This window comes from Pseudoflavonifractor sp. MSJ-37, from assembly GCF_018917965.1.
Taxonomy (GTDB): Bacteria; Bacillota; Clostridia; order Oscillospirales; family Oscillospiraceae; genus Pseudoflavonifractor_A.
The window spans coordinates 53,054-77,362 of sequence record NZ_JAHLPP010000006.1; the positions used below are offsets into that span (position 1 = coordinate 53,054).

Sequence of the window (24,309 nt, forward strand, 5' to 3'; positions counted from 1 at the left end):
TCTGGTAGGATGGAGGTGAAACGAGACGCTATGCGCAAATACGCGATCCTGATCATGAACCCCTGCCACGACCCGGAGAAGGACCGGGCCCTCCTGACCACCAGCGACGGCACCGAGGCCCACATCCTCACCGTCCGGGATCCGGAGGAGGCTCTGGCCAAGGCCGTGGAGCTGGCCGACGCCGGCTTCGGGGCCCTGGAGGTCTGCGGAGCCTTCGGGGAGGACCTGGCCCGGCGGATGTACGACGCCGCCGGACACCGGCTCACCGTGAGCTATGTGGTCTGTCCCCCGGACCAGCTGGACGCCGCCCGGGCCTTCTGGGGCCACTGATCCATGCTGATCCTATTGGACCTCTCCGTCCTGCCGGAGGAGGACGACCGGGAGCTGTTCCGGGCCTTCCACCGCCGGTATGAGGACGGGCTGTACGCGCTGCTCCTCCAGACACTGGGGGACCCGCGCCGTGCCGAGGACGGGCTCCAGACCGTGATGGTCGCCATCCTGCGGCAGTTCCCGACGCTTCGGCGTCTCTACGACACGGACCGGGCGGCCATCGGCCCCTGGGCCGTCACGATCACGAAACACGCCGCATTGGATATGCGCCGGAAGGAGCAGCGCCTGACCGCGATGCCCGAGGACTGGGACCCTCCCGCGCCGGAGACCACCGAGAGCCGGAGCGCCCACGCCCGGCTGGTGGAGCTGATCCGCTCCATGCCCCCCGGCGACCGGGAGGTGCTGGAGCTCCGCTTCCTGCTGGAGTGGAGCCACCGGGACATCGCCAGGGCCCTTGGCATCACCGAGGCCGCCGCCCGGAAGCGGGTGGAGCGCTCCCGTCAGCGGCTGATCCTGTGTCTGCGGGAGGAGGGGTACGATGGATGACGACTTCGACGCCCTCCTCCGCGCCGCGCTGTATTCCGGGATCGAGGCCGATGATATCAGTACGGTGATCTGGTATGATGAAGCAGAAGATGCCGCCTTTTGTCTGAGCGGTATCCTCCCCACAGACGAATTGATGAAAATGGCCAAAAGTATCCAAAAAATATCCTAAATCGAATGATCCGGGGCAAAGAGCTCCAGCCAATCAGCGGGGCGTTCGTAAGACAGTTAACGGAGCGTATCGGTGCGGATACGCTCCGTTTCTTTATGCTAATATGGCATATGACACAGTTGCAGGCAGCCCCCTTGGCTCTCCCTCTGGGAGAGCTGTCACCGAAGGTGACTGAGAGGGTCTTACAGGCGTTTTTGAATGGTGATATCAATTTGTGTGCACACGCCGCGAAAATCCATATCAACATCTCGGTTGGAAAAACGCAGGACCTCCAATCCAAGCGCTGTCAAAAATGCGGAACGCTCAGAATCATAGGCCATCCCCTGAGGCTCATAGTGTTGAGAACCATCCAATTCAATAACTAACTTGGCAGAAGCACAATAAAAGTCTACGATAAATCTCCCGATGATTCGCTGTTTATAAATCTTCACCGGATATTTGCGGAGGAAAAGATACCATAGCTTTCGTTCGTGGGGTGTCATCTCACTGCGTAACCGCCGGGCGTTTTCCAGTTGACTGTTGTCCTTTGGTATGGTCATGTTTTTCCCTCTCAGTCGGCTGCGCCGACAGCTCTCCCAAAGGGAGAGCCAAGTTCCGCGCGTAATGCACTACACCGAACGGTGTATAGAAGTGCGCCTTTGTTATCTGTTCGACAAACCGCAATTGGCTTAATTATATGATCCTTTAATGATTGATACAATGAACAGCAAAATAATACCAACGATCATTTCAATACTTCCGATTATGTATGTAGATTTTTTTCATACGATCACATTCCTTTTCTATATTCAAGATTTGGTGTTCTCCGTTCTGTCAGCAGGAGTTTTCAATGTGATAGCGTAGACCGTGTTTATCTGCATCGGATAGCTTTCTGCAACATTGCCATCGTAATAGACCACAACTTCGTCACCGACATTGAAATTGGTCACACTATCCTTGTTCTCCACATTCAGAGATACCCAATATTCACCATCATCATTTTCAATCAGGGTGGCATTTTCATTCGTTTCTTTGACAATACCTGTAATGCTTGGCTCGTTGCTGATGATGTAATTCATGCTTCTGTTGCTGCAACCAACCAAAGAGAGAACACAAACCAATGCTAAAATCAATGCTATCAACTTTTTCATACAATCACACTCCTTCGTCAAATACCGATTTTCAGGTCTGATTGGCTCCATATTATCTCATATGGCCGGATAAACTACAAGAACACCGACCATTTTGGCTGGAGCTCTTTCTTTTTCTTCGGTGCCAAGATCGTCGCCTCTGATTTGTCTATTTTGACGTGTCACAAAACCGTCCGCTCAAACGTTATACGAATAAAGGGACTTTTTCGTGTCTAGCGTCTGCGTCAGGGACATCCAAAAAACAGAAGCTGGATGGCCTTAGATTTGTACACTCATTTTTTATAAAAATAAAATTTCTTAAAAAATTATTTACGGATCGATGCAGAATATGGTACTATCAAGCCAGAGAATCCCCCATTTTATACAGGAAGAAGGCATCTCACATGTTCAAGAAACGCGTGCTCTCTCTCCTTGTCATCCTGTCCATGCTCTGTTCGATTGGCGCGATGGCCGCCGCAAGATGGAACAGCCAGGCCAGGATCACTCCTTCGATCTCCCGGAACGGGAACGCCGTCACCTGCCAGCTCAAGGTCCGGGCGATGAGTGTCTCTGACCGCATCTCGGCGGAACTTATCGTCTGGTCTACTCCGTCACCGTCACCAGCTCCAAGGGGAGCGATGTGATCGACGGCGAGAAGGAGGTCGATCTTTAAGATCAGCCCTCTGTCACATATGGGGGTGTACCATATGAAGAAAAAAATCATCCTTGCTCTTCTTCTGCTCCTTATCGCACGGATCCTTTATGTCTGCGCCCACCCTCTGGATGAGCAGAAGTCCCATATCATCGCCAAAGAATACTACGGGACAGTCCTCCGTACAGATGAGGACGGCCTCACTATCTTCGACTGGGGGCCCCATTATAAGATCCCGTTCTGCTATGGTGACTACACTCTTTATGTCGAACCCGGCATCAAGATAGGCACCGATGTCAATATCGTGAGTGAGCATGAGGAATATGGCGACCCGCCATACCCGATCTTCCAGATATTCATCACCCATCGCAGAGATGAACTCAAAAAGAACTACCATGGGACAGTCCTCCGTATGGATGAGGATGGCTTCACCATCGTCGATTGGAGGACTCAACGTGAGATCTCGTTCTACTATGACGACTACACTCTTTATGTCGAGCCCGGCATCAAGGTGGGTACTGAGGTCGATATCGTGAGTGAGCATGATGATCATAACGGCCCGCCGTACTCACTCTCCCAAATGTTCATCGCCCATGATATCCGCCTTGATGAAACGTTCAATGAGGATGGCAGCAGAAGCTGGACCGACTACTTTGACGTTCCTGGCACCGAACGCCATTACCGTGTTTGGGTGAACAATACCGGCAAGACCTCCATCACTGTCAGGATCACTTCCGACTCTTATACCGGCGCTAAGCAGAGCGAATTTACTGTTGCCGCTGGTTCTCAGGACTACAGAGATCTTTGTCTCAGTAATATCGGAGGCGGGCGCAGATACATCTCTATCATCGGCACTTCCGGCAATGCTTTCTCCGGCCGTGTTCGCGTCCGCACCGCAGCTTCGACGAGCGAATTCTAGAGCAAGGCCATAAGCAGGAGATAACAGATGGAGGACCGCTCTCACATCCGTACAGTATGTACATCCATCCTTATGCTGCCGCTGGTTTTCTATCTTCCCTCTTGTCTGGTCAAAAAACTCGTACTACGATCACGAATGGAGAACTCGGATCGCTCCCATCAGATCTTCGAGCCCATTATGCCGAAGTAACGGGACCCATTCGTAACACATCGAACTATTTTGCACTAAGCATCGATACGCATGGCAACAAATTCGATAACAAGACTGCACAAAGTTCGACGCAGAAGGGAATTTTTAGAGTTGAACTCGATGTGACTGTAGGTAGCAGCGATTGATCTACACACCTAGCCAAAGAGCTTTCTTTTAACTACTTTTGTAATCTAAAATAAAGTTTTTTGTTTATCTCTCTATATTCTTAGGATGGTGATCTCCCATGCGTCCCTCTCGTGATATAAGGAGTCCTCTCATGACTGATATGATCGAACGCCGCCTCCCTCTCCTGCTGGCCGTCTCGCTGGCAGGGAACGCGGTCCAATGGCGTGCCGCCCATCCGGACCAGCCCGCGCCGCTCCGGGGGACCTACACGCTGGGCGCATCCACGGCGGCGGAGCGTCTGACCTTTCCGACAGAAGGGGGCTGGTACCGCTATCAGGACGGCGCGCTCCTGGGCCGGGGGACCATCCACGCGCAGGAGGACGGCGTCTACTTCCTCCAGGCGGAGACGGGCACGGACGCTTATCTCTTCCGCCGGGGGCGGCACGCTCTATCAGGACCGGGACGGCGGCCTCCTGGCCTTCCGCCTCCAGACCAAAGATCCCATCTTCGTCAACTTCGATCCGAATGAGACTTGAGGAAGGAGGTATACCCATGATCCGCATCCGTGTGCTCCCTCTGATGCTCCTCCCCGGCCTCCTGCTGGCCGGGTGCCGAAGCGCGGCCCCCGCCGGGTCGCCTACGCCAAGCCCCGCGCCCAGTGTCACCTCTCCCGCCTCAGATATCGATGCGGACGCCGCCGAGCAGGTGGAGGCTCTGGCCCAGCCCCTCTGGGCGGCGCTTCTGGAGTCCTATGATGCCGCTCAGGCGTCCTATACGGAGGACCCCACCACGTTCACCGAACTCCGGACCGGCGCTGTGACGCTGGAGGAGGTCTATCCCGCCGATAGGGCCGCCTATCTCCTCTTCCGGGCCCCGATCCGCCTGAAGGCGGCGGACCCGGACAAGCTGGTCCTCTTCGACGACACCGTGGAGGACGGCTGGATGGTCCCGCCCGAGGCCCGCTTCCCCGTGGTGGTGCTCCAGCGGGCGGAGGACGGGGGCCTGACCTTCACCGGCGGCTATGAGACCGAGTCTTCGGCCGGGTCCCAGCTCTACCAGTCCGACTTCCAGCGCTGGCTGGAGCAGGGCCAGGGCGTCCAGCTCTGACCCGCTCCCGCCCCGCATCCACGAACGTGAAGGAGGTATCCTCTATGGACCGCACCCGTGTGCTCCCTCTGATGCTCCTCCCCGGCCTCCTGCTGGCCGGATGCCGAAGCGCGGCCCCCGCCGGGACACCTACGCCAAGCCCCGCGCCCAGTACCGCGCCCGAGGCGGAGGTCTGGGCCGCCCAGCCGATCGGTCTGTCCCTCCAGACGGCGGAGGGCGAGACGCTGGAGCTGCTGGACGCCTCCGGGAGCCAGGTCCTCTTCGCCCGGGTCCACCCGCTCCGCGAGGGCGAGGACGGCTTCCGGGAGGAGGGCTATTCCACCGAGAGCCGCTCCCTGATCCTCTGGGACCGGGACACCGGCGAGACCCTGTGGACCCGTGATCTGGAGGCGGGCGTGTACTGCTCCGGCGCGGCTCTGACCGGGGCGGAGGGCGTGGCCTGGACGCTGGTCCATCTGGACGCCGGAGCGGAGAGCTGTCCCTATGAGGTCCTCCGCTGTGACCGGACCGGCGGGGATCCGGCCACGCTCCGCACTGGCGCCTGCCTCGGCTTCGGGGAGGATGACCCCAAGCTGGCGGACCTGGACGGCACGTTGGCCGTCAGCTGGTACGATCCCGACGGCGGTTCCCACGGCGTGGATCTGGCGGAGACCGATGAGGCCCGCACCGTGCTCAAGGCGGACGCGGCGTCCACCCTCCTGATCCCCTCCGGGGACCGGAGCCTCTGCCTCTTCGCCGCCAAGGGGCAGGACGGCACGGTGCTCTGCCAGATCGACGGGGCGGGCAATGTGACGGAGACGCCCGTGGGCGACGGGCAGATCTATGGGGCCTGTCCCCTGACCGGCGGAGCGCTGGTCTCCGCCCCGGACGGCCTGCGTCTGCTGGATCCCATCGGTGTGGTGCTGGCCCAGACGGAGACGGAGCTCTCCCGGCTCTGCTCCGGCGGCACGGCGGCTCTGGGCAATGATGAGGACTGGCAGACCTGGGCCGTGGTCCCCGGGGACGGCGCGCTCCGCGCCGTGCGGGTGGACCTCCCCGCCGCCTATACCCAGTACCGGGGACTGGAGGACGGCTCCTTCCTGGCCTGGCAGCCCGAGGCCGGAGCCCTGTATCTGATCCAGGCTCCGGAGCTTCGACCTCGTTCCAAGTGAAATAGGACTTGCCAAAGGCGGCCCTCATCCCGTATGATGGTCGATGGATGAGACCCCGGGGACGATCCCACGCGATCTCCCCGGGGTCATATCATGTCATCAGGAGGCGCATCATGGCCAAGAAAAATGCCCGCAACACCAAGGGACGGATCATCCAGGCCGCCTGGCAGCTGTTCTATCAGCAGGGCTACGACGACACCACCGTAGAGGAGATCATCGAGGCCTCCGGCACCTCCCGGGGGTCCTTCTACCACTATTTCGAGGGCAAGGACGCCCTCCTCTCCTCCCTGTCCTATCTGTTCGACCAGAAGTATGAGGAGCTCATGGAGACCATGGACCCGGACATGGACCGCTTCGACCAGCTCATGTACCTGAACCGGGAGCTCTTCGCCATGATCGACGACTCGGTGTCTCTGGAGCTCCTGGCCCGGCTCTACTCCACCCAGCTCACCACCCGGGGCGAAAAGCACCTGCTGGACCACGACCGGTTCTACTACAAGCTCCTGCGGCAGATCGTCCTCCAGGGGCAGGAGCGGGGGGAACTCCGCCGGGACGTGACCGTCAACGAGATGGTGCAGGTGTACGCCCTGTGCGAACGGGCCCTGATCTACGACTGGTGCCTCTCCCGGGGCAGCTACTCCCTCCGCAAGTACGGTCAGAGCATGATGCCCATGTTCTTCTCCGGCTTCCGGACCGGTCCGGAAAAATTCGTGCAAACTGTATAGATCGTAAATCTAATATAAGTACAGCGCAGATCCTTTGTATCACAGTCAGCCCACCAATAAATGCAGGACGATGTACAGACTTTGTTCTATACATCGTTCTGTATTTCATTCCATCCTCTTTTGTGGTAAAATGTGCGAAACTGTCTGCCGCCTCTGTGTGCGGTGGAAGAACGAAAGAGGAGAGGATAACTATGACGAGCGCACAGCTCCTGATCGTAGCCACGATCGTCGTCTATCTGCTGGCCATGGTCCTGGTGGGCGTCTACTTCAGCCGAAAGGGCAGCGGAGACAGCTCCCACGAATTCTACCTGGGCGGCCGCAAGCTGGGCCCCGTGGTCACCGCCATGAGCGCCGAAGCCTCCGATATGAGCAGCTACCTGCTCATGGGCCTGCCCGGACTGGCCTATCTCTGCGGCATGGCCGAGGTGGGCTGGACCGCCATCGGCCTGGCCGTGGGCACCTATCTGAACTGGCTGATCGTGGCCAAGCGGATCCGCCGGTATTCCGCCCGGCTCAACGCGATCACCGTGCCGGACTACTTCTCCAAGCGCTACGGCGATGAGAAGGATCTGCTCTCCTGCATCGCGGCGCTGGCGATCCTGATCTTCTTCATCCCCTACACCGCCTCCGGCTTCAAGGCGGTGGGCACCCTGTTCAACAGCCTGTTCGGCGTGGATTATCATGTGGCCATGGTGGTGGGCGCGGTCGTCATCATCGGCTATACGGTGCTGGGCGGCTTCCTGGCCGTGTCCACCACCGATCTGATCCAGAGCATCTTCATGACCATCGCCCTGATCGTGATCGTCCTGTTCGGCATCCAGCAGGCCGGCGGTCTGGACGTGGTGGCGGCCAACGCCAAAGCCCTCCCCGGCTATCTGAACATGACCCAGGGCTATGACGCCGCCAGCGGCACCGCCTCCTCCTTCGGCGGGCTGAGCATCGCCTCCACTCTGGCCTGGGGCCTTGGCTACTTCGGCATGCCCCACATCCTGCTCCGGTTCATGGCCATCGAGGATGACAACAAGCTGAGCACCTCCCGCCGCATCGCCTCCATCTGGGTGGTCCTGTCCATGTGCGTGGCCGTGTTCATCGGCGTGATCGGATACAGCGTGTCCAAGGTGGGCAAGCTGCCCATGCTGACCACCAGCTCCGAGTCCGAGACCATCATCATCAAGCTGGCCGACCTGATGAGCCAGCACGGCCTGTTCCTGGCCCTGATGGCGGGCATCATCCTGTCCGGCATCCTGGCGGCCACCATGTCCACCGCCGACTCCCAGCTCCTGGCGGCGGCCTCCAGCGTGTCTCAGGACCTGATCCAGGGCTTCGGCAAGGTGAAGATGGCTCCCAAACAGGCCATGCTGGTGGCCCGGGGCACCGTCATCGCCATCGCCATCGTGGGCGTGTTCCTGGCCTGGGATCCCAACAGCTCTGTGTTCCGGGTGGTGTCCTTCGCCTGGGCCGGTTTCGGCGCGGCCTTTGGCCCGGTGGTGCTGTTCTCCCTGTTCTGGCGGCGGTCCAACAAGTGGGGCGCGCTGGCCGGGATGGTCGTGGGCGCCGGGATGGTCTTTATCTGGAAGTATCTGATCGCGCCCATGGGCGGCGCCTTCGCGATCTACGAGCTTCTGCCCGCCTTCCTGTGCGCCTGTGTGGCGATCGTGGTGGTCTCCCTGCTGACCCCCGCCCCCGGCAAGGCCGTCACCGACCAGTTCGATACCTATAACAAGTAGGAGATGGGAGAAAGACCGCCCCGGCTATCAGCGGCCGGGGCGGTCTCCTGTCTCGATCGGCGATCCGCTCTCCACGGTCCCCGTTGACAGCCGCCCCCGGTTTTGCTATCATATCAGGGAACGTTCGCAGGAAGCGGATGGCGGGCGCTGAAGCGCCCTTGTGACCCAGGCGTCTCGACCCCCGCACGATGATCCATGCTGTATGAGGCATATGTCCGTCCCGAAGGGCGGCATATGCCTTTTTTGCGCCCGCTCGCTTCCAGACCCTGATGACAAGAGGTATCACTATGACACTGCAAGATTTTTTCCGAGAGGAGCCCTCTGTAGCGCTGGCCTTTTCCGGCGGCGTCGATTCCTCCTACCTGCTCTATGAGGCCATCCGGAGCGGAGCGAAGGTCAAGGCCTACTACGTGAAGTCCGCCTTCCAGCCCCAGTTCGAGCTGGACGACGCTCTGCGGCTGGCCCGGGAGCTGGGGGCCGACATGGCCGTGCTCCCCGTAGACGTGCTGGCCGCCCCCGAGGTGTGCGCCAACCCCGCCGACCGCTGCTACCACTGCAAGAAGCGGGTGTTCTCCACCATCCTGGCCGCCGCCCGGGCCGATGGCTTCCACGTCCTGCTGGACGGCACCAACGCCTCTGACGACGCTGGGGACCGTCCCGGCATGAGGGCGCTCCGGGAGATGGCCGTCCGCTCTCCCCTGCGGGAGTGCGGGCTCACCAAGGCCGAGATCCGCCGCCGTTCGAAAGAGGCAGGGCTCTTCACCTGGGACAAGCCCGCCTATGCCTGTCTGGCCACCCGGGTGCCCGCCGGCGTCCCGATCACTGGGGACATCCTGTCCCGGACCGAGGCAGCGGAGGGCGCCCTCTTCGCCCTGGGCTTCACCGACTTCCGGGTCCGCTGGCTGGATGGACGGGCCAAGCTCCAGCTCCCGGAGGACCAGCTCCCCCGTCTGCTGGAACACCGGGCGGAGGTCCTCTCTGCCCTGAAACAGTGGTACGGCGAGGTCCTGCTGGATCTGGAGGTGCGCGGTGGAAACTGATCTGAAGCAGCTCCTGGAGGCCGTGAAGGACGGCTCCCTCCCGATCGAGCAGGCCATGCTGACGCTCAAGGAACAGCCCTTCGAGGACATCGGCTACGCCAAGGTGGACCTCCATCGGAAGGTCCGTCAGGGGGCCGCCGAGGTCATCTATGGGGCCGGCAAGACCCCGGAGCAGATCGTAGGCATCCTTAGTGTGATGAGAGACCACGGGCAGGACACGGTCCTGGTCACCCGCCTCTCCCCGGAGAAGGCGGAGCGGGTGATGGAGTCCTTCCCACTGGACTACCACGCCGACGCGCAGGTGGGCATCGCCGGTCCCATCCCGGAGCCCGGCGGCATCGGCACGGTGGTGGTGGCCACCGGCGGCACCAGCGACATCCCCGTGGCCGAGGAGGCCGCCCTCACCGCTCAGGTGCTGGGCAACCGGGTGACGCGGCTCTACGACGTGGGCGTGGCCGGCCTCCACCGGACCCTGGCCCACATGGACGACATCATGAGCGCCAGTGTGATCGTGGCGATCGCCGGCATGGAGGGCGCTCTGGCCAGCGTGATCGGCGGTCTGGCCGACTGCCCCGTGATCGCCGTGCCCACCAGCATCGGCTACGGCGCGTCCTTCCACGGCCTGTCCGCCCTGCTGTCCATGCTCAACTCCTGCGCCAGCGGCGTGTCGGTGGTGAACATCGACAACGGCTTCGGCGCGGGCTATCTGGCCAGTATGATCAACCACATGGATACGAAAAAAGGAGACTGACTCGCATGAAGACTCTTTACTTGGACTGCGGCATGGGCGCCGCCGGCGATATGCTCACCGCCGCCCTGTACGAGCTCCTGCCCGAGGCGGAGCGCAAGGCGTTCCTGGAGGAGCTGGACGCTCTGGGCCTCCCCGGCGTGGCCTTCCGCGCCGAGCCCGCCGTGAAGTGCGGCATCACCGGCACTCACATGGCCGTCACCGTGGACGGCGAGGAGGAGGAGAGCTTCGACCACCACCATCCTCACGACCACGACGGACACGGACATGACCACGAGCATCCCCACGACCACGGCGGACACGGACATGACCACGAGCATCCCCACGACCACGGCGGACACGGACATGACCATGAGCATCCCCATGACCATGGCGAGCATGGACACGACCATGCGCATCATCACCATCACAGCGGCCTCCATGACATCGAGCACATCGTCCGGGGCCATCTGGCCCTGCCGGAGCGGGTGCAGGATGACGTGATGGCCGTCTATGACCTGATCGCCGAGGCTGAGAGCAAGGCCCACGGGATGCCCGTCACCGAGATCCACTTCCACGAGGTGGGCACCATGGACGCCATCGCCGACGTCACCGCCGTGTGTCTGCTTCTGGACAAGCTCGCCCCCGATGAGGTGGTGGTCTCCCCCGTCCATGTGGGCAGCGGCCACGTCCACTGCGCCCACGGCATCCTCCCCGTGCCGGCCCCCGCCACCGCCACGATCCTCCAGGGCGTGCCCATCTACGGCGGCTCCATCCAGGGGGAGCTGTGTACCCCCACCGGCGCCGCCCTGCTGAAGCACTTCGCCACCCGTTTCGGCGAGATGCCCGCCATGGAGCTCCAGGCGGTGGGCTACGGCATGGGCAAAAAGGACTTCCCCGCCGCCAACTGTGTCCGGGCCATGCTGGGCCGTTCCGCCGACCACACCGATCAGGTGCTGGAGCTCTCCTGCGATCTGGACGACATGACCGGCGAGGAGCTGGGCTTCGCCGTGGAGGAGCTGCTGGCCGGCGGCGCGCTGGACGTGTACACCAGTGCCGTCGGCATGAAGAAGTCCCGCCCCGGCACCATGATCCAGGTCCTCTGTACCGAGGCCGACCGGGAGGCCATGCTGGCCCTCCTCTTCCGGCACACCACCACCCTGGGCGTCCGGGAGGCGAAGCTCCAGCGCTATGTCCTCCGCCGGAGCGTCGAAGCGGTGCAGACTGTTTTCGGGCCTGTCCGCCGCAAGACGGCTTCCGGCTACGGCGCGGAGCGGTCCAAGTACGAGTATGAGGACCTGGCCAAGATCGCCCGGGAGCAGGGGCTGAGCCTCCGTCAGGTGAAGGAGCGGCTCCCCCGCTGACCCCTTCGTTATTCTGACCTCATCGGATTATCGATATCTGGATATTTAAATATGGCCACGATGTGGTATCCTGTCCTCACTGAATATCGAACGGAGGACACCACAGATGGAAAAGACACGCTATGAACTGAACAAAGAACTGGCCCAGATGCTCAAGGGCGGTGTGATCATGGACGTGACCACGCCGGAGCAGGCCCGGATCGCCGAGGCCGCCGGCGCCTGCGCCGTCATGGCTCTGGAGCGGATCCCCGCGGACATCCGGGCCGCCGGCGGCGTCTCCCGCATGAGCGACCCCAAGATGATCCGGGGCATCCAGGAGGCCGTCTCCATCCCGGTCATGGCCAAATGCCGGATCGGCCACTTCGTGGAGGCCCAAATCCTGGAGGCCATCGAGATCGACTATATCGACGAGAGCGAGGTCCTCTCCCCCGCCGATGACGTGTACCACATCGACAAGACCCAGTTCCAGGTGCCCTTCGTCTGCGGCGCCCGGGACCTGAGCGAGGCCCTGCGCCGGATCAGCGAAGGCGCGTCCATGATCCGCACCAAAGGCGAGCCGGGCACCGGCGACGTGGTCCAGGCCGTGCGCCATATGCGGGCCATGAACGCCGAGATCCACCGGGTCCAGAACCTGCGGGAGGACGAGCTCTATGAGGCCGCCAAGCAGCTCCAGGTCCCCGTGGAGCTGGTGAAATACGTCCACGAGCACGGGAAGCTCCCGGTGGTGAACTTTGCCGCCGGCGGCGTGGCCACCCCCGCCGACGCGGCTCTGATGATGCAGCTGGGCGCGGAGGGCGTGTTCGTGGGTTCCGGCATCTTCAAGTCCGGCGACCCTGCCAAGCGGGCCGCTGCCATCGTGCAGGCCGTCACCAACTTCACCGACGCCAAGAAGCTCGCCGCGCTCTCCACCGACCTGGGCGAGGCCATGGTCGGCATCAACGAGAACGAGATCGCCATCCTCATGGCGGAGCGGGGCAAGTAAGATGGCCATCGGGATCCTGGCGCTCCAGGGCGCCTTCGCAGAGCACGCCGCCATGCTGGACCGGCTGGGAGCGGAGCATTTCGAGATCCGCCAGCGGCGGGACCTGGACCGGGGGCTGGACGGCCTGATCCTCCCCGGCGGGGAGAGCACCGTCATGGGCAAGCTCCTCCGGGACCTGGACCTTTTCCAGCCCCTGCGGGAGCGGATCCGGTCCGGCCTGCCCGTGTTCGGCACCTGCGCGGGGCTGATCCTGCTGGCCAAGGAGGTGGAGGGAGGCGTCCCCTGCTTCGCCGCCATGGACATCCGGGTGAAGCGCAACGCCTATGGCCGTCAGCTGGGCAGCTTCTCCACCACCGCGGAGGTGGCGGGGCTGGGGCCCCGGCCCATGACCTTCATCCGGGCCCCCTACATCGTCTCCGCCGGGCCCGGCACGGCGGTGCTGGCTCAGGTGGACGGGCACATCGTGGCCGCCCAGCAGGAGAAGCTGCTGGTCACAGCCTTCCACCCGGAGCTGAACGACGACCCGGCGATCCACCGGCATTTTTTGGATATGATCGGCGCGTGAACGCCTTCTCTGTCCCGCGGGGACGGTCCTTCCGGCCGAAAAGACCGAAGGGACCGTCCCCGCGGCCGTTTTTCGTTGCAAACGGTCCGCTCTTTTGCTATAATAGCATATTGGGAAGGACCGTCCAGTCCTCCCACAATAAATCTTTATGAGAAAAGTGAGAGATCGCACATGAACACACGCTATGACGTTGCCATCATCGGCTGCGGCGAGGCCGGCATCTTCGCCGGCTATGAGCTCATGCGCCGCTGTCCTCAGCTGAAGGTAGTCACGCTGGATCAGGGCGCCGACATCTACACCCGGAGCTGCCCCATCGTGGCCGGGAAGGTGAAGGAATGCATCCACTGCAAGGTCTGCGACACCATGTGCGGCTTCGGCGGCGCGGGTGCCTTCTCTGACGGCAAATACAATTTTACCACCGCCTTCGGCGGCTGGCTCACCGACTTCATGGACGGCCGTGAGGTCATGGACCTGATCGACTATGTGGACACCATCAACGTGAAGCACGGCGCCACCACGCAGGTGTTCTCCACCTCCACGCCCGAGGCCAAGGCGCTGGAGAAGCGGGCCCTGGAGCACGACCTGCACCTTCTCCAGGCCCGGTGCAAGCATCTGGGCACGGAGAACAATCTGAAGATCCTCCAGAGCATCTACGAGACCGTGAAGGAGCACGTGGAGTACCGCTTCCGCACCGCGGTGGAGCACATCGAGGATCTGGGCGCAGAGGGCTACCGTCTGGTCACCGACAAGGGCGATCAGGTGGACTGCACCTGGCTGATCGCCGCCCCCGGCCGCTCCGGCGCGGAGTGGTTCGCCAACCAGTGCAAGGGCCTGGGCCTGGAGCTGATCAACAACCAGGTGGACATCGGCGTCCGTGTGGAGCTGCCCGCCAAGGTGTTCGAGCACATCACCGACGTGGTGTACGAGTCCAAGCTGGTCTACCGCACCCGGCAGTACGGCGACCAGGTCCGCACCTTCTGCATGAACCCCTACGGCCATGTGGTGGCGGAGAACGTGGAGGGCATCAACACCGTCAACGGCCACTCCTACTCCGACCCCTCCCTCCGCAGTGAGAACACCAACTTCGCCCTGCTGGTGTCCAACCGGTTCACCTCCCCCTTCAATGAGCCCTACCGCTATGGCAAGCACATCGCCTCCCTGTCCAATATGCTGGCCGGCGGCGTGCTGGTCCAGCGCTTCGGCGACCTGGTGGCCGGCATCCGCACCAACGAGCACCGGATGAGCAAGTCCTTCGTCCGGCCCACCCTCACCGCCGCCGTCCCCGGCGACCTGTCTCTGGCCCTGCCCAAGCGCCAGCTGGACGACATCATCGAGATGATCTACCAGCTGGACAAGCTGGCCCCCGGCACCGCCAATTACGACACCCTGCTCTACGGCGCGGAGGTGAAGTTCTACTCCTCCCGCCTGGCTCTGTCCGGCGAGCTGGAGACCGCCCTGCCCAAGTTCTTCGCCATCGGCGACGGCGCGGGCGTCACCCGCGGTCTGGCCCAGGCCGGCGCCTCCGGCGTGAAGGTCGCCCGCGTCATCGCGGACCGGCTGGAAAAATGATTTGACCGAACGCGAGCCTCCTGCCTGGCATCCCGGATGCCGGACAGGGGGCTCGTTCTGTTTTTGTTCGGTCGTGTGTCGAACCGTCCATATCGTTCTTCCGACCTGCCGTCCAAGTCCATCCAATGCCAAAACGGCCCTCCACGGGAGCTTGCGCTCCCGTGGAGGGCCGTTCTGTCTCATCAGCGGTTCAATTGAATTTATAGATCCGGCGGGCCAGACGGTAGAGCCGCACGGACAGCTTCCGGCCCTGATAGCCGGGGAAGTTGGACACGGCGGACACGGCGCGGTACTTCATCTTATGATAGATCCGCACGTCCACGCTCCGCAGGTACTCCCAGAGCTGGGTCTTCTGCCCCAGGGCCTCCGGAGAGCCGTCGATGATGAGGAAGATGGAGGAGATCGTCATCATCATGGCCAGATAGTTGAACATATACCGCCCCAGCCTGGGCTGCTCCGTCTGGACCTTCCGCAGGTCGTGGGCGTCGATCATCAGGCGGGTGACCCGGACCTGCTGGTCCACCCGGCCCACCATGACCTTCTCGTTCACCGACTGGTCCGCCCGGCCGATGAAGTAACGGTACAGGTCCAGATCCATGTAGTACATGGTCTTGACATAGGGCAGAGGCTGATACACGAAGATGTTGTCCACATAGAACGTGTGCTTGGGCAGCTCCAGCCCGCAGGCGCGGAGCATCTCCGTGCGGTAGATCACCGAGTGCATCAGCAGGTACTGAGAGGGCCGGAAGCGGCCGATCTCGCTCCAGCCGAACACCTTCCCCTCGGGGAACACGTTGGTATAGCGCATGACCTTCTGGGTATCGTCCTCCACGTGCTCATAGACGTAGTTGCAGATCATCAGGTCCACCGGGGCGGGCCGCTTGGCGAACTCCCGCAGCTTGGCCAGGACCTTCTGGAGGGCGTCGGTATCCAGCCAGTCGTCGGAGTCCACCACCTTGTAGTAGAGGCCGGAGGCGTTCCGCAGGCCCTGATTGACGCCTTCTCCGTGGCCGCCGTTGGGCTGGTGGATGACCTTCACGATATCGGGGTACTGCTGAGCATAGCGGTCGCAGATGGCGGGGGTGTCGTCCTTGGTGGAGCCGTCGTCCACCAGGATGATCTCCACATCCGGTCCGCCGGACAGGAGCGTCTCCACACAGTGGTCCATATAGGCCGCCGAGTTATAGCAGGGGACAGCAAAGGTGACAATCTTTTCCATGGGGCTCAGGCTCCCTTCTCCACCAGCGTGTCGCTCAGGGCGAGGGCCTGGGCCACGATGGCATCCATGTTGTAGTATTTGTACTCCGCCAGACGGCCCAGCAGGTGCAGGCCCGCATAGCGGTCCGCCAGAGCCTTGTACCGGCCGTACAGGGCGTTGTTCTCCGGGCTGATGATGGCGTAATAGGGGGTCTCCTCCGCCGCGCCGGTGTAGGGATGGGAGATCTCCTTGGCGATGGTGGTGCTTCCGGGGGCCTCCTGACCGGTCAGATACTTGAACTCGGTGATCCTGGTCCACTCCTCGCTGACGGTGTAGTTCACCGTGCCGTGGGACTGCCAGAAGTCCACGGGATAGTGCTCGAACCGGAACTCCAGCGTCCGATAGGGCAGGCGGCCATAGCGGCAGCCGAAGAGCTCGTCCACCGCGCCGGTATACACCACCGGGCCGGCAAAGGGCGCGCCATCCAGCTCCACCGTACCGTCCTCTTTCAGGGAGAGGCGGTCCTGGGCGTCCGCGCCCAGCTCCACGGTGATGTTCGGATGGTCCAGCATCCGGCGGAAGAGGCTGGTGTAGCTCTCCAGCGGCATCCCCTGCCAGGGGTCCTGGAAGTACCGGTCGTCCCGGGACAGGAACACGGGCACCCGGGCCGTGGTGTTGGGGTCGATCTCCTCCGGAGTCTGGCCCCACTGCTTCATGGTATAGTGGAGAAACACGTTCTCATACACGTAGTCGGCCAGCGCGGCGATCTCCGGGTCGCCGTTCTTCCGCAGCTCCAGAATCGTGACCTTCTTCTCCGGGCCGTAGGCCGCCAGGAGCTTGGCCTCCAGCGCGGCGGCCTTCTCCTTGCCGAAAGCCAGCTCCAGGCTGGTCAGGTTGAAGGGCACCGGCATCTCCGTGCCGTGGACCTGGGCCACCACCCGGTGCTGGTAGTCCCGCCACTGGGTGAACCGGGAGAGATACCGATACACCCGCTCGTTGGACGTATGGAAGATGTGGGGGCCGTACTGATGGATCAGGATACCGTGCGCATCGGGCCGATCGTAGGCGTTGCCGGCGATGTGGTCCCGGCGCTCCAGCACCAGGACCCGCTTCCCGGCCCGCTCGGCCAGCTCCCGGGCCGTGACCGCTCCGGCAAAGCCCGCTCCGATGACCAGACAGTCGTATGTGTTCTGCATCATTGCCACCTCAGATATGTTCGAGATAGATCCGCTCGTGAGACGGACGGCGGCGGATGCCGCTGTCCGGAAAAGAGCCGTGGAGACCGCCTCCCCGGCTGGATGACTCCAGTTTACCATATCTGACCGGGAAAGAAAACGCCAAAACCATTAAGATTCGATCAAACTGTCGAAAACGGTCCGCTCATCGGCGCCCCGGAGGCAAAGACCGCGTGCCGAACCAGTTCGGCACGCGGTCCTTTTTTCAGTCCTTCTTTTTCCCGTCCACGAAGCACTCGTCGTAGTGCTCCATGGCCTTCTTGATGACCTCCACGGCGGCGGCGCGGTCGTTCACGTCGCCGGCCACAGTCTCCTTGCCCTCCAAGGCCTTGTAGACCGTGAAGAAGTGGGCCATCTCGTCGAACACATGGCCGGGCAGGTCCATCAGGTCCTTGAACGTATTGTAGGTGGGATCGGCGAAGGGGATGGCGATGATCTTCTCGTCCCGCTTGCCGCCGTCCAGCATGGAGATGTAGCCGATGGGATAGCACCGCACCAGCGTCAGAGGATCCATGGCCTCCGAGCAGAGGACCAGCACATCCAGAGGATCGCCGTCATCGCCGTAGGTACGGGGGATGAATCCGTAGTTGGCCGGATAGTGGGTGGAGGTGTAGAGCACACGGTCCAGGATGATGAGACCGGTCTCCTTATCCAGTTCGTACTTCTTCTTGCTCCCCTGAGGGATCTCGATGACGGCCACGAAATCCTCCGGCTGGATGCGGTGGGGATCGATGTCATGCCAAATATTCGACATTGGGCTTCACTCCTTCATAAACTGCCCGCGCTGGGCGCCGCGCAGACGCATACATGATACTGTTTCCCTACTATTATATCGGTCCAAAGCGGGAAAAACAAGGACAGGTATCGACAAAATGCCGCCCCTTTTCCCCCCGGTCCATCGTCCAGCATACAAAACTGCGGCGTTTCCTTTTCAGAGCTGGACAGACCGGAAACAGCCCCGTTCTGCCTACTATCCCGATCGGTTGAGGGAGAACTCAGGACGTGCTATGATGAAGTTTGAGAAAGCCCCATCGATAAAGGAGGCAAGCAAATATGGAGCGGACCCCACATTATGACCAGTATATCGCCATCCTGAGGGAAGAGCTGATCCCTGCCATGGGCTGTACAGAGCCCATCGCCGTGGCTCTGGCCGCCGCCAAGGCCCGGGAGGCTCTGGCCCTGCCGCCGGAGTCCTGCCGGGTGGAGGTCAGCGGCAACATCATCAAAAACGTGAAGGCCGTCACCGTGCCCAACACCGGCGGTCTCAAGGGCATCGGGGCGGCGGCCGCCGCCGGTCTGGCGGCCGGCCGGGCCGAACTGGATCTGGAGGTCCTCTCTCAGGTCACGGAGGAGGAGATCCGCCAGATCCACGCCCTTTTGGACCGGTGCCCCATCCAGGTGGTCCCCGCGCAAGGAGACCAGATCTTCTACATCAAAGTGACGGCAGAGGGCGGCGGGCACCGCGCCTCCTGCGAGATCGTGGACCGGCACACCAACATCACCGAGATCCTTCGGGACGGGGCGGTCCTCTTCCGGGGCGGCTCTGCCGCAGACGGCGGTCCCCACACCGACCGCGCGGTCCTCAGCGTGGAGGAGATCGTGGCCTTCGCCGACTGTTTGGAGCCCGCCGACGCGGCGGAGACTCTGGAGCGGCAGATCCAGTACAACACGGCCATCTCTCAGGCGGGCATGGCCGGGGGTTGGGGGGCTGAGATCGGCCGAATGCTGCTGGATACCTGCGGGGACCACATCACGGTCCGGGCCCGGGCGGCGGCCGCCGCCGGCTCCGACGCCCGCATGAGCGGCTGTGAGCTCCCGGTGGTGATCGTATCGGGCAGCGGCAATCAGGGCATGACCGCCTCCCTGCCTGTGATCGAGTACGCCAAAGAGCTGGGCTCCAGCCACGAGGACCTGCTTCGGGCCCTGGCTGTGGCCGATCTGATCACCATCCACCAAAAGACCGGCATCGGCCGCCTCTCCGCCTTCTGCGGGGCGGTGAGCGCCGGGTGCGGTGCCGCCACCGGCATCGCTTATCTCCAGGGCGGCCGGTACGATGTGATCGCCCATACCATCGCCAACACGCTGGCGATCTGCTCCGGCATGATCTGCGACGGCGCCAAACCCTCCTGCGCCGCTAAGATCGCCGCGGCGGTGGACGCGGGCCTCATGGGCTACCAGATGTACCTCCACGGGGGCCACCAGTTCGTGGGCGGTGAGGGCATCATCCGCAAGGGCGTGGAGGACACCATCGCCAGCGTGGGCCGTCTGGCCCGTCAGGGCATGCGCCAGACCGACAGCGAGATCCTGGATATCATGGTGGGACGCTGACGGACCCGCCATAGGAGAGGAGGGGCCTGCCCACATGGGCAGGCCCCCTCTCTGTACATAAAAAAAGAAAGACACGACCGACGTCGTGTCTTTCTCATGGTGGAGACTACTGGACTCGAACCAGTGACCTCCTGCGTGTGAAGCAGGCGCTCTAACCAGCTGAGCTAAGCCTCCAATTGGCGGGAGCGATTCCTCTCCCGTCGTGGTGACGCGTACGGGAATCGAACCCGTGTTACCGCCGTGAAAGGGCGGTGTCTTGACCGCTTGACCAACGCGCCAAGCGTGATAAAGGTCTGGACGACCTATGGTAGCGGCACCTGGATTTGAACCGGGGACACTGCGGGTATGAACCGCATGCTCTAGCCAACTGAGCTATGCCGCCATAGATGCCTCTGCCGAAACAGGACAAGAGTTATTATAACGGCTGGCTCCCGGTTTGTCAACTACTTTTTCAACTTTTTTTGCAGCCGGCGGAGGCTCACTCCGCCTCCACTGGAAACTCCTGGATGCCCATATAGCCCGGGGCCACCTGATACTTCTCGAACACCAGCACCGGGGTCCCGTCCTCCCGGATATAGAACTTCTGGTCGTCCCCCACTCCGGAGAAGCCCCCCTCCTCTGTGAAGTAGGATGCCTTGGGATCCTCGGCCGTCCGCTTGGCGATGCCCGCCCGGACGGCGGCGTCACAGCGGGCCTTCCAATCCTTCCCCAGCAGGTCCCGGAGGGACACGTCGGCCCCGGTGGCCCGGTCCAGATCATAGATATAGAGTTCTGTATAGGAGGTGGCCCGGACCCGGGTGGCTGTGATCACGAAGGAGAGATACTGCTCACTGGAGCATTTGACCTCATAGTCCACATCGAGGATCAGCGGTTCATAGTCCGACCATTTCCCGCCGGTGGCCAGATAGGCCTCCAGCTCGTTCTTCTGCTCCTCCTCGGCCTGCGCCACGATGGCATCGATCTTCGCCCGGATCTCGTCGTTGAGCCGCCGCTCCAGCTCGGTGTTCCCCGTATCAGCCAGAGCGGGCATCCGCACATCGATCACCCGGCGGCGGTCCTCGACCTTCCAATGCTCCACCGTCACCACCCGGGCCAGCTGGCCCAGCACCGGGATGGACTCCATAGCGCTGGCGAAGGCCGGAGAGCCGTTCACCAGCAGGCAGAAGCAGACACAGGCGGCCAGACCGCCGCTCCAGGCCCGCCGGACCGCCCGGCGGCGGCCCTGACGGCGCTTCCCCTCCGCCAGAGCCGCGGATACGGCCCCATCCAGCTCCTCCGGGATAGGGATATCCTGATAGCAGGCTTTGGCCCGCTCCCATGCTTCATGCATCGTCCAAGTCCCCCCCAGTCCAAGTCTTGAGCCTCTTGAGGCCCTTGTAGAGCCGTGATTTCACCGTGTTCAGGTTAGCCCCCGTCACCTGGGCGATCTCCTCCAGCTTCAGATCCTCGAAGAAGCGCAGGCGGATCACCGTCCGCTCCTTCTCTCCCAGCCGGTCCACCGCGTCGTACAGGTCCAGCCGCTCGCCGGGGTCCGGTCCCGGATCCGCCGCCCGGTCGGGCAGCAGCTCCAGAGGTACCAGCCGCTGGCCCCGCCGGAAGTAGTCCATGCTCTCGTTGATCAGGATCCGGCAGAACCAGGTCTTGAGGTAGGCCGGCTCCCGCAGGGTCCCGGCTTTGGCCAGCGCCTTGGCGATGCTCTCCTGCACCACGTCCAGAGCGGCGTCCCGGTCCTTCACATAGCTGTACGCCAGACGATAGAGGTCCTCCTGATGGGCCACCGCATAGTCCGCCACCAGACGGCTGTTTTCTTGAACGCGGTCCATGGCATCATCCCTCCTCCCGCGTCGAGTCAGACTATTATAGCCCCGGACAGGCCGATCGTACAAGCCCCATCCGGACCCGCGGCAGAGGGAGGCGGACCGTCCCGGCTCCGTCCTCTTCTCTATTTCAGACGGATCGGACCGGGGAAAAGTTTTCAGACTGCCGGTACTTTTTTGGGCCTCTGCCTTGCCAGAAGTAGGATCATGGGGTATAATCTGCCTCGTTAGATCGAAAAAGCGATAGGTGGACCGCCGTCCTCCCGCCCGCTGCGGAGAGCCGCTGTCCCCTGATGATGAGGAGATGTTTTTATGTCCAAGACCGTCATCCCGGCCGGCTACGCCCCCTGCCTCAACCTGTATGATACTCAGAAGGCCATCGGCCTGCTCAAGCGCCTGTTCGAGGACACCCTGGGCGGCGCCCTCCATCTGCGCCGGGTCTCTGCGCCCCTGTTCGTGGAGGCCTCCACCGGTCTGAACGACGATCTGAACGGCGTGGAGCGGGCGGTCTCCTTCGATATCCCCTATGCCGGGAAGGAGGCTCAGGTGGTCCACTCCCTGGCTAAGTGGAAGCGCATGGCCCTGTACCGCTATCAGTTCTCCGTGGGTGAGGGCCTGTACACCGACATGAACGCCATCCGCCGGGACGAGGAGGAGCTGGACAACCTGCACTCCGTCTATGTGGACCAGTGGGACTGGGAGAAGGTCATCGCCCCCCGGGACCGGAACGAGACCTATCTGAAGGAGACGGTCACCACCATCGTCAACGCCATGCGCCAGACCCAGACCACCCTCCAGTCCGTGTTCCCCCAGCTCACCGCCCTGCCCGTCATGGACAGTGCGATCTCCTTCGTCACCACGCAGGAGCTGGAGGACCGCTGGCCCGACCTCTCCCCCAAGGAGCGGGAGAACGCCTGGGTGAAGGAGCATCCCATCACCTTCCTGATGCAGATCGGCGGCGCCCTGAAGTCCGGCAAGCCCCATGACGGCCGCGCCCCCGACTATGACGACTGGACCCTGAACGGCGACATCCTGGTCTGGAACTCCGTGCTGGGCCAGGCCTTCGAGCTGTCCTCCATGGGCATCCGGGTGGATCCCGCCACTCTGGACCGCCAGCTCACCATCTCCGGCCACGACGAGCGCCGGACGTTCACCTTCCACAAGCTCCTGCTGGAGGGCAAGCTGCCCCTGACCATCGGCGGCGGCATCGGCCAGTCCCGCCTGTGTATGTTCCTGCTGGGCAAGGCCCACATCGGCGAGGTCCAGGCCAGCGTGTGGGATCCCGCCACGGTCCAGGCCTGTCAGGACGCCGGCGTGATCCTGCTGTAAGGCGCCGGCACACGGCGTCCCCGCCTATTTTATGACGCGAAATGGCCGTCCCTTGCGGGACGGCCATCGTTCTATCGGGAGATCTCAGTGTTCCAGCACCGATACGAAGCGGACCTTCCGGTCCATCTTCCCGCCGATCCAGCCGATCACCTTCCCCATGGTGAAGGCCGCCGCCACGGTGCCGATGCCCAGGCCGTCGATATGGCCCAGGAAGCACAGCCCCATGACGGCCGTCACCGCCAGACAGCTCACATCGAACCCGATCTTGATCCGGGAATAGGGGATACGCAGGATGTCCTCCAGCTCCCGGGGGAACAGGTCCGTCGGGGTGATCGGCAGCTTGCACCGGTTGGACAGGGCGATGCCGAAGCAGATGATGAGGTAGCTCACGCAGAAGTACACGATCCGCAGGGTGATCGTCTGAGGGAGCCGGTCCACCCACAGCGTATGGACGTCCACCAGCTCACCGAAGCAGAAGCCCACTACGAAGCTGAACAGATACGCCGGCACGAACCGCCGCCGCAGGAGCATCAGCGTCAGCACCAGCAGTCCCTGGAACAGATAGGTCCAGGTCCCCAGACTCAGGGCCGGGAGCACCTTGGAGAAGGCGTAGGGCACGCTGGTCACGGCGGAGATGCCGGAGCCGGAGTGGAGCATCAGCACCACGCCCAGACTGTTGATGCACACCGCCACTGCCAGAGCCAGCTCGCCCCGCAGGGTCGTTCGTCGTTCTCCTGTCGCTTCCATCGCTCGGTCAGACCTTTCTCTCCGTGCGTTCATTCCATTTTACTTTACTCCTTTTGGCGAAAAATGGCGATCTGCGGATCCCACGATCTGGGGCCCGCGTCCCGCCATCCGCTCTGTACGATCATCCCAAGGAGGCGACCGCTGTGATCCACATCTACTGCGGCGATGGCAAGGGCAAGACCACCGCCGCCATGGGGCTCGTCCTTCGGGCCGCCGGCCGGGGCCGCCGGGCGGTCGTGGCCCAGTTCCTCAAATCCGACAAGAGCGGCGAACGGGCCGCGCTGGCCCTCCTGCCCACCGTGGCGCTGATCCCCGCGCCCCCGTCCATGACGTTCACCTTCCGCATGACGCCGGAGGAGCGCGCCGCCGAGGCCCTCCGCCAGCGGGACATCCTGGAGGCAGCCTTCCGGGCGGCGGAGGGGGCGGATCTGCTGGTGTTGGACGAGCTGTGCGCCGCCCTCAACAGCGGCATGGTCCCTTTGGACCGGGTCCTGCTCCTGCTGGACGGCCTCGCCCCGGACACCGAGGTGGTCCTCACCGGACGGGAGCCCCCCCAGCCCCTGCTGGACCGGGCAGACTACATCACCGAGATGGTGAAGCGCCGCCACCCCTTCGACCGGGGCATCCCCGCCCGGGAGGGCGTGGAGTGGTGAAGGCC

General features: G+C 62.7%; 27 protein-coding genes and 3 tRNA genes. 18 read left to right on the top strand and 12 right to left on the bottom strand.

Translation table 11 applies throughout. The annotated features are described in order from the left end of the window. Positions 1–9 precede the first annotated feature (9 nt). Genes KQI12_RS10990 through KQI12_RS11000 form a run of 3 tightly spaced genes read left to right on the top strand, consistent with a single transcriptional unit; the run spans position 10 to position 1,045 of the window. Positions 10–330, top strand: coding sequence for a DUF6506 family protein (locus tag KQI12_RS10990; protein ID WP_216573341.1), 321 nt, complete (start codon positions 10–12; stop codon positions 328–330). A 3-nt stretch (positions 331–333) separates the two neighbouring features. Further along, positions 334–876, top strand: a complete 543-nt coding sequence (locus KQI12_RS10995; RefSeq protein ID WP_216573343.1) for an RNA polymerase sigma factor — start codon at positions 334–336, stop codon at positions 874–876. Beyond that, positions 869–1,045 (top strand): DUF4367 domain-containing protein, encoded by a 177-nt coding sequence (locus KQI12_RS11000; protein WP_216573345.1) that lies wholly within the window; start codon positions 869–871, stop codon positions 1,043–1,045. Before KQI12_RS10995 ends, KQI12_RS11000 begins: the two co-directional genes overlap by 8 nt. A gap of 182 nt (positions 1,046–1,227) precedes the next feature. Here KQI12_RS11000 and KQI12_RS11005 read toward each other — a convergent pair whose 3' ends face one another. The 3 genes from KQI12_RS11005 to KQI12_RS11015 all read right to left on the bottom strand — a co-directional run bounded on the left by KQI12_RS11005 (position 1,228) and on the right by KQI12_RS11015 (position 2,878). After that, positions 1,228–1,584 carry an endonuclease domain-containing protein gene (locus tag KQI12_RS11005; protein ID WP_147563446.1) on the bottom strand — a complete coding sequence of 119 codons (357 nt, stop codon included), beginning with the start codon at positions 1,582–1,584 and terminating at the stop codon, positions 1,228–1,230. A 249-nt stretch (positions 1,585–1,833) separates the two neighbouring features. Next, the gene (locus KQI12_RS11010; protein WP_216573347.1) at positions 1,834–2,175 is read right to left on the bottom strand and encodes a DUF3221 domain-containing protein; all 342 of its coding nucleotides are present in this window, start codon (positions 2,173–2,175) and stop codon (positions 1,834–1,836) included. Positions 2,176–2,554: 379 nt separating this feature from the next. Then, positions 2,555–2,878: a hypothetical protein gene (locus KQI12_RS11015; protein WP_216573349.1), complete on the bottom strand. Its 324-nt coding sequence runs from the start codon at positions 2,876–2,878 to the stop codon at positions 2,555–2,557. Between KQI12_RS11015 and KQI12_RS11020 the strand changes: the two genes are divergently transcribed. From KQI12_RS11020 to KQI12_RS11075, 12 genes are all read left to right on the top strand, one after another. Continuing rightward, positions 2,862–3,725 (top strand): hypothetical protein, encoded by an 864-nt coding sequence (locus KQI12_RS11020; protein WP_216573351.1) that lies wholly within the window; start codon positions 2,862–2,864, stop codon positions 3,723–3,725. The two genes, KQI12_RS11015 and KQI12_RS11020, sit on opposite strands and share 17 nt — an antisense overlap. Positions 3,726–4,191: 466 nt before the next feature. Continuing rightward, entirely contained in the window at positions 4,192–4,569 is a 378-nt protein-coding gene (locus tag KQI12_RS11025) for a hypothetical protein (protein WP_216573353.1), read from the top strand. 23 nt (positions 4,570–4,592) lie between these two features. Next, complete coding sequence (locus tag KQI12_RS11030) at positions 4,593–5,147, top strand: hypothetical protein (RefSeq protein WP_216573355.1); 555 nt, start codon at positions 4,593–4,595, stop codon at positions 5,145–5,147. Between the two features lie 44 nt (positions 5,148–5,191). Continuing rightward, a complete protein-coding gene (locus KQI12_RS11035; protein ID WP_216573357.1) occupies positions 5,192–6,298 on the top strand; it encodes a hypothetical protein in 1,107 nt (368 codons plus the stop codon). 113 nt (positions 6,299–6,411) lie between these two features. Beyond that, positions 6,412–7,023: a TetR/AcrR family transcriptional regulator gene (locus KQI12_RS11040; protein ID WP_216573359.1), complete on the top strand. Its 612-nt coding sequence runs from the start codon at positions 6,412–6,414 to the stop codon at positions 7,021–7,023. 191 nt (positions 7,024–7,214) lie between these two features. Further along, on the top strand, positions 7,215–8,750 hold the full coding sequence (locus tag KQI12_RS11045; RefSeq protein ID WP_216573361.1) for a sodium/proline symporter: 1,536 nt from the start codon (positions 7,215–7,217) through the stop codon (positions 8,748–8,750). A gap of 287 nt (positions 8,751–9,037) precedes the next feature. Next, positions 9,038–9,790, top strand: a complete 753-nt coding sequence (larE, locus tag KQI12_RS11050; protein WP_216573363.1) for an ATP-dependent sacrificial sulfur transferase LarE — start codon at positions 9,038–9,040, stop codon at positions 9,788–9,790. Beyond that, entirely contained in the window at positions 9,780–10,541 is a 762-nt protein-coding gene (larB, locus tag KQI12_RS11055; RefSeq protein ID WP_371818029.1) for a nickel pincer cofactor biosynthesis protein LarB, read from the top strand. The genes larE and larB overlap by 11 nt, the downstream gene beginning before the upstream one ends. A 5-nt stretch (positions 10,542–10,546) precedes the next feature. Further along, on the top strand, positions 10,547–11,881 hold the full coding sequence (gene larC, locus KQI12_RS11060) for a nickel pincer cofactor biosynthesis protein LarC (protein ID WP_216573365.1): 1,335 nt from the start codon (positions 10,547–10,549) through the stop codon (positions 11,879–11,881). A 106-nt stretch (positions 11,882–11,987) separates the two neighbouring features. Beyond that, positions 11,988–12,863 (top strand): pyridoxal 5'-phosphate synthase lyase subunit PdxS, encoded by an 876-nt coding sequence (pdxS, locus tag KQI12_RS11065; RefSeq protein WP_216573366.1) that lies wholly within the window; start codon positions 11,988–11,990, stop codon positions 12,861–12,863. Between the two features lies 1 nt (position 12,864). Then, positions 12,865–13,428 (top strand): pyridoxal 5'-phosphate synthase glutaminase subunit PdxT, encoded by a 564-nt coding sequence (gene pdxT / locus KQI12_RS11070; protein ID WP_216573368.1) that lies wholly within the window; start codon positions 12,865–12,867, stop codon positions 13,426–13,428. 171 nt (positions 13,429–13,599) lie between these two features. After that, a complete protein-coding gene (locus KQI12_RS11075) occupies positions 13,600–14,997 on the top strand; it encodes an NAD(P)/FAD-dependent oxidoreductase (RefSeq protein ID WP_216573370.1) in 1,398 nt (465 codons plus the stop codon). A 190-nt stretch (positions 14,998–15,187) separates the two neighbouring features. Here the strand turns inward: KQI12_RS11075 and KQI12_RS11080 are convergent, their stop codons facing one another. From KQI12_RS11080 to KQI12_RS11090, 3 genes are all read right to left on the bottom strand, one after another. After that, on the bottom strand, positions 15,188–16,216 hold the full coding sequence (locus KQI12_RS11080) for a glycosyltransferase family A protein (RefSeq protein WP_216573372.1): 1,029 nt from the start codon (positions 16,214–16,216) through the stop codon (positions 15,188–15,190). A gap of 5 nt (positions 16,217–16,221) precedes the next feature. After that, positions 16,222–17,391, bottom strand: coding sequence for a UDP-galactopyranose mutase (glf, locus tag KQI12_RS11085; protein ID WP_216573511.1), 1,170 nt, complete (start codon positions 17,389–17,391; stop codon positions 16,222–16,224). A gap of 244 nt (positions 17,392–17,635) precedes the next feature. Beyond that, entirely contained in the window at positions 17,636–18,184 is a 549-nt protein-coding gene (locus KQI12_RS11090; RefSeq protein WP_216573374.1) for an inorganic diphosphatase, read from the bottom strand. 299 nt (positions 18,185–18,483) lie between these two features. On the opposite strand from KQI12_RS11090, the gene KQI12_RS11095 reads away from it, so the two are divergent. Then, positions 18,484–19,758 (top strand): serine dehydratase subunit alpha family protein, encoded by a 1,275-nt coding sequence (locus KQI12_RS11095; RefSeq protein ID WP_216573376.1) that lies wholly within the window; start codon positions 18,484–18,486, stop codon positions 19,756–19,758. 97 nt (positions 19,759–19,855) lie between these two features. Here the strand turns inward: KQI12_RS11095 and KQI12_RS11100 are convergent. From KQI12_RS11100 to KQI12_RS11120, 5 genes are all read right to left on the bottom strand, one after another. Continuing rightward, positions 19,856–19,932: transfer RNA gene (locus tag KQI12_RS11100), tRNA-Val, on the bottom strand. A 29-nt stretch (positions 19,933–19,961) separates the two neighbouring features. Next, a tRNA-Glu gene (locus KQI12_RS11105) sits at positions 19,962–20,036 on the bottom strand. Between the two features lie 27 nt (positions 20,037–20,063). Then, a tRNA-Met gene (locus tag KQI12_RS11110) sits at positions 20,064–20,140 on the bottom strand. Positions 20,141–20,236: 96 nt separating this feature from the next. Continuing rightward, the gene (locus KQI12_RS11115) at positions 20,237–21,088 is read right to left on the bottom strand and encodes a DUF3298 and DUF4163 domain-containing protein (protein ID WP_216573378.1); all 852 of its coding nucleotides are present in this window, start codon (positions 21,086–21,088) and stop codon (positions 20,237–20,239) included. Then, positions 21,081–21,581 (bottom strand): sigma-70 family RNA polymerase sigma factor, encoded by a 501-nt coding sequence (locus tag KQI12_RS11120; protein WP_216573380.1) that lies wholly within the window; start codon positions 21,579–21,581, stop codon positions 21,081–21,083. The genes KQI12_RS11115 and KQI12_RS11120 overlap by 8 nt, the downstream gene beginning before the upstream one ends. A 306-nt stretch (positions 21,582–21,887) precedes the next feature. On the opposite strand from KQI12_RS11120, the gene asnA reads away from it, so the two are divergent. Next, positions 21,888–22,904, top strand: coding sequence for an aspartate--ammonia ligase (asnA, locus tag KQI12_RS11125; RefSeq protein WP_216573381.1), 1,017 nt, complete (start codon positions 21,888–21,890; stop codon positions 22,902–22,904). An 84-nt stretch (positions 22,905–22,988) separates the two neighbouring features. Here asnA and KQI12_RS11130 read toward each other — a convergent pair whose 3' ends face one another. After that, entirely contained in the window at positions 22,989–23,651 is a 663-nt protein-coding gene (locus KQI12_RS11130) for a DUF6198 family protein (protein ID WP_216573383.1), read from the bottom strand. A 143-nt stretch (positions 23,652–23,794) separates the two neighbouring features. Here KQI12_RS11130 and KQI12_RS11135 point away from each other — a divergent pair, with 143 nt between their 5' ends. Next, on the top strand, positions 23,795–24,304 hold the full coding sequence (locus KQI12_RS11135) for a cob(I)yrinic acid a,c-diamide adenosyltransferase (protein WP_216573385.1): 510 nt from the start codon (positions 23,795–23,797) through the stop codon (positions 24,302–24,304). The last annotated feature ends 5 nt before the right edge of the window (positions 24,305–24,309 follow it).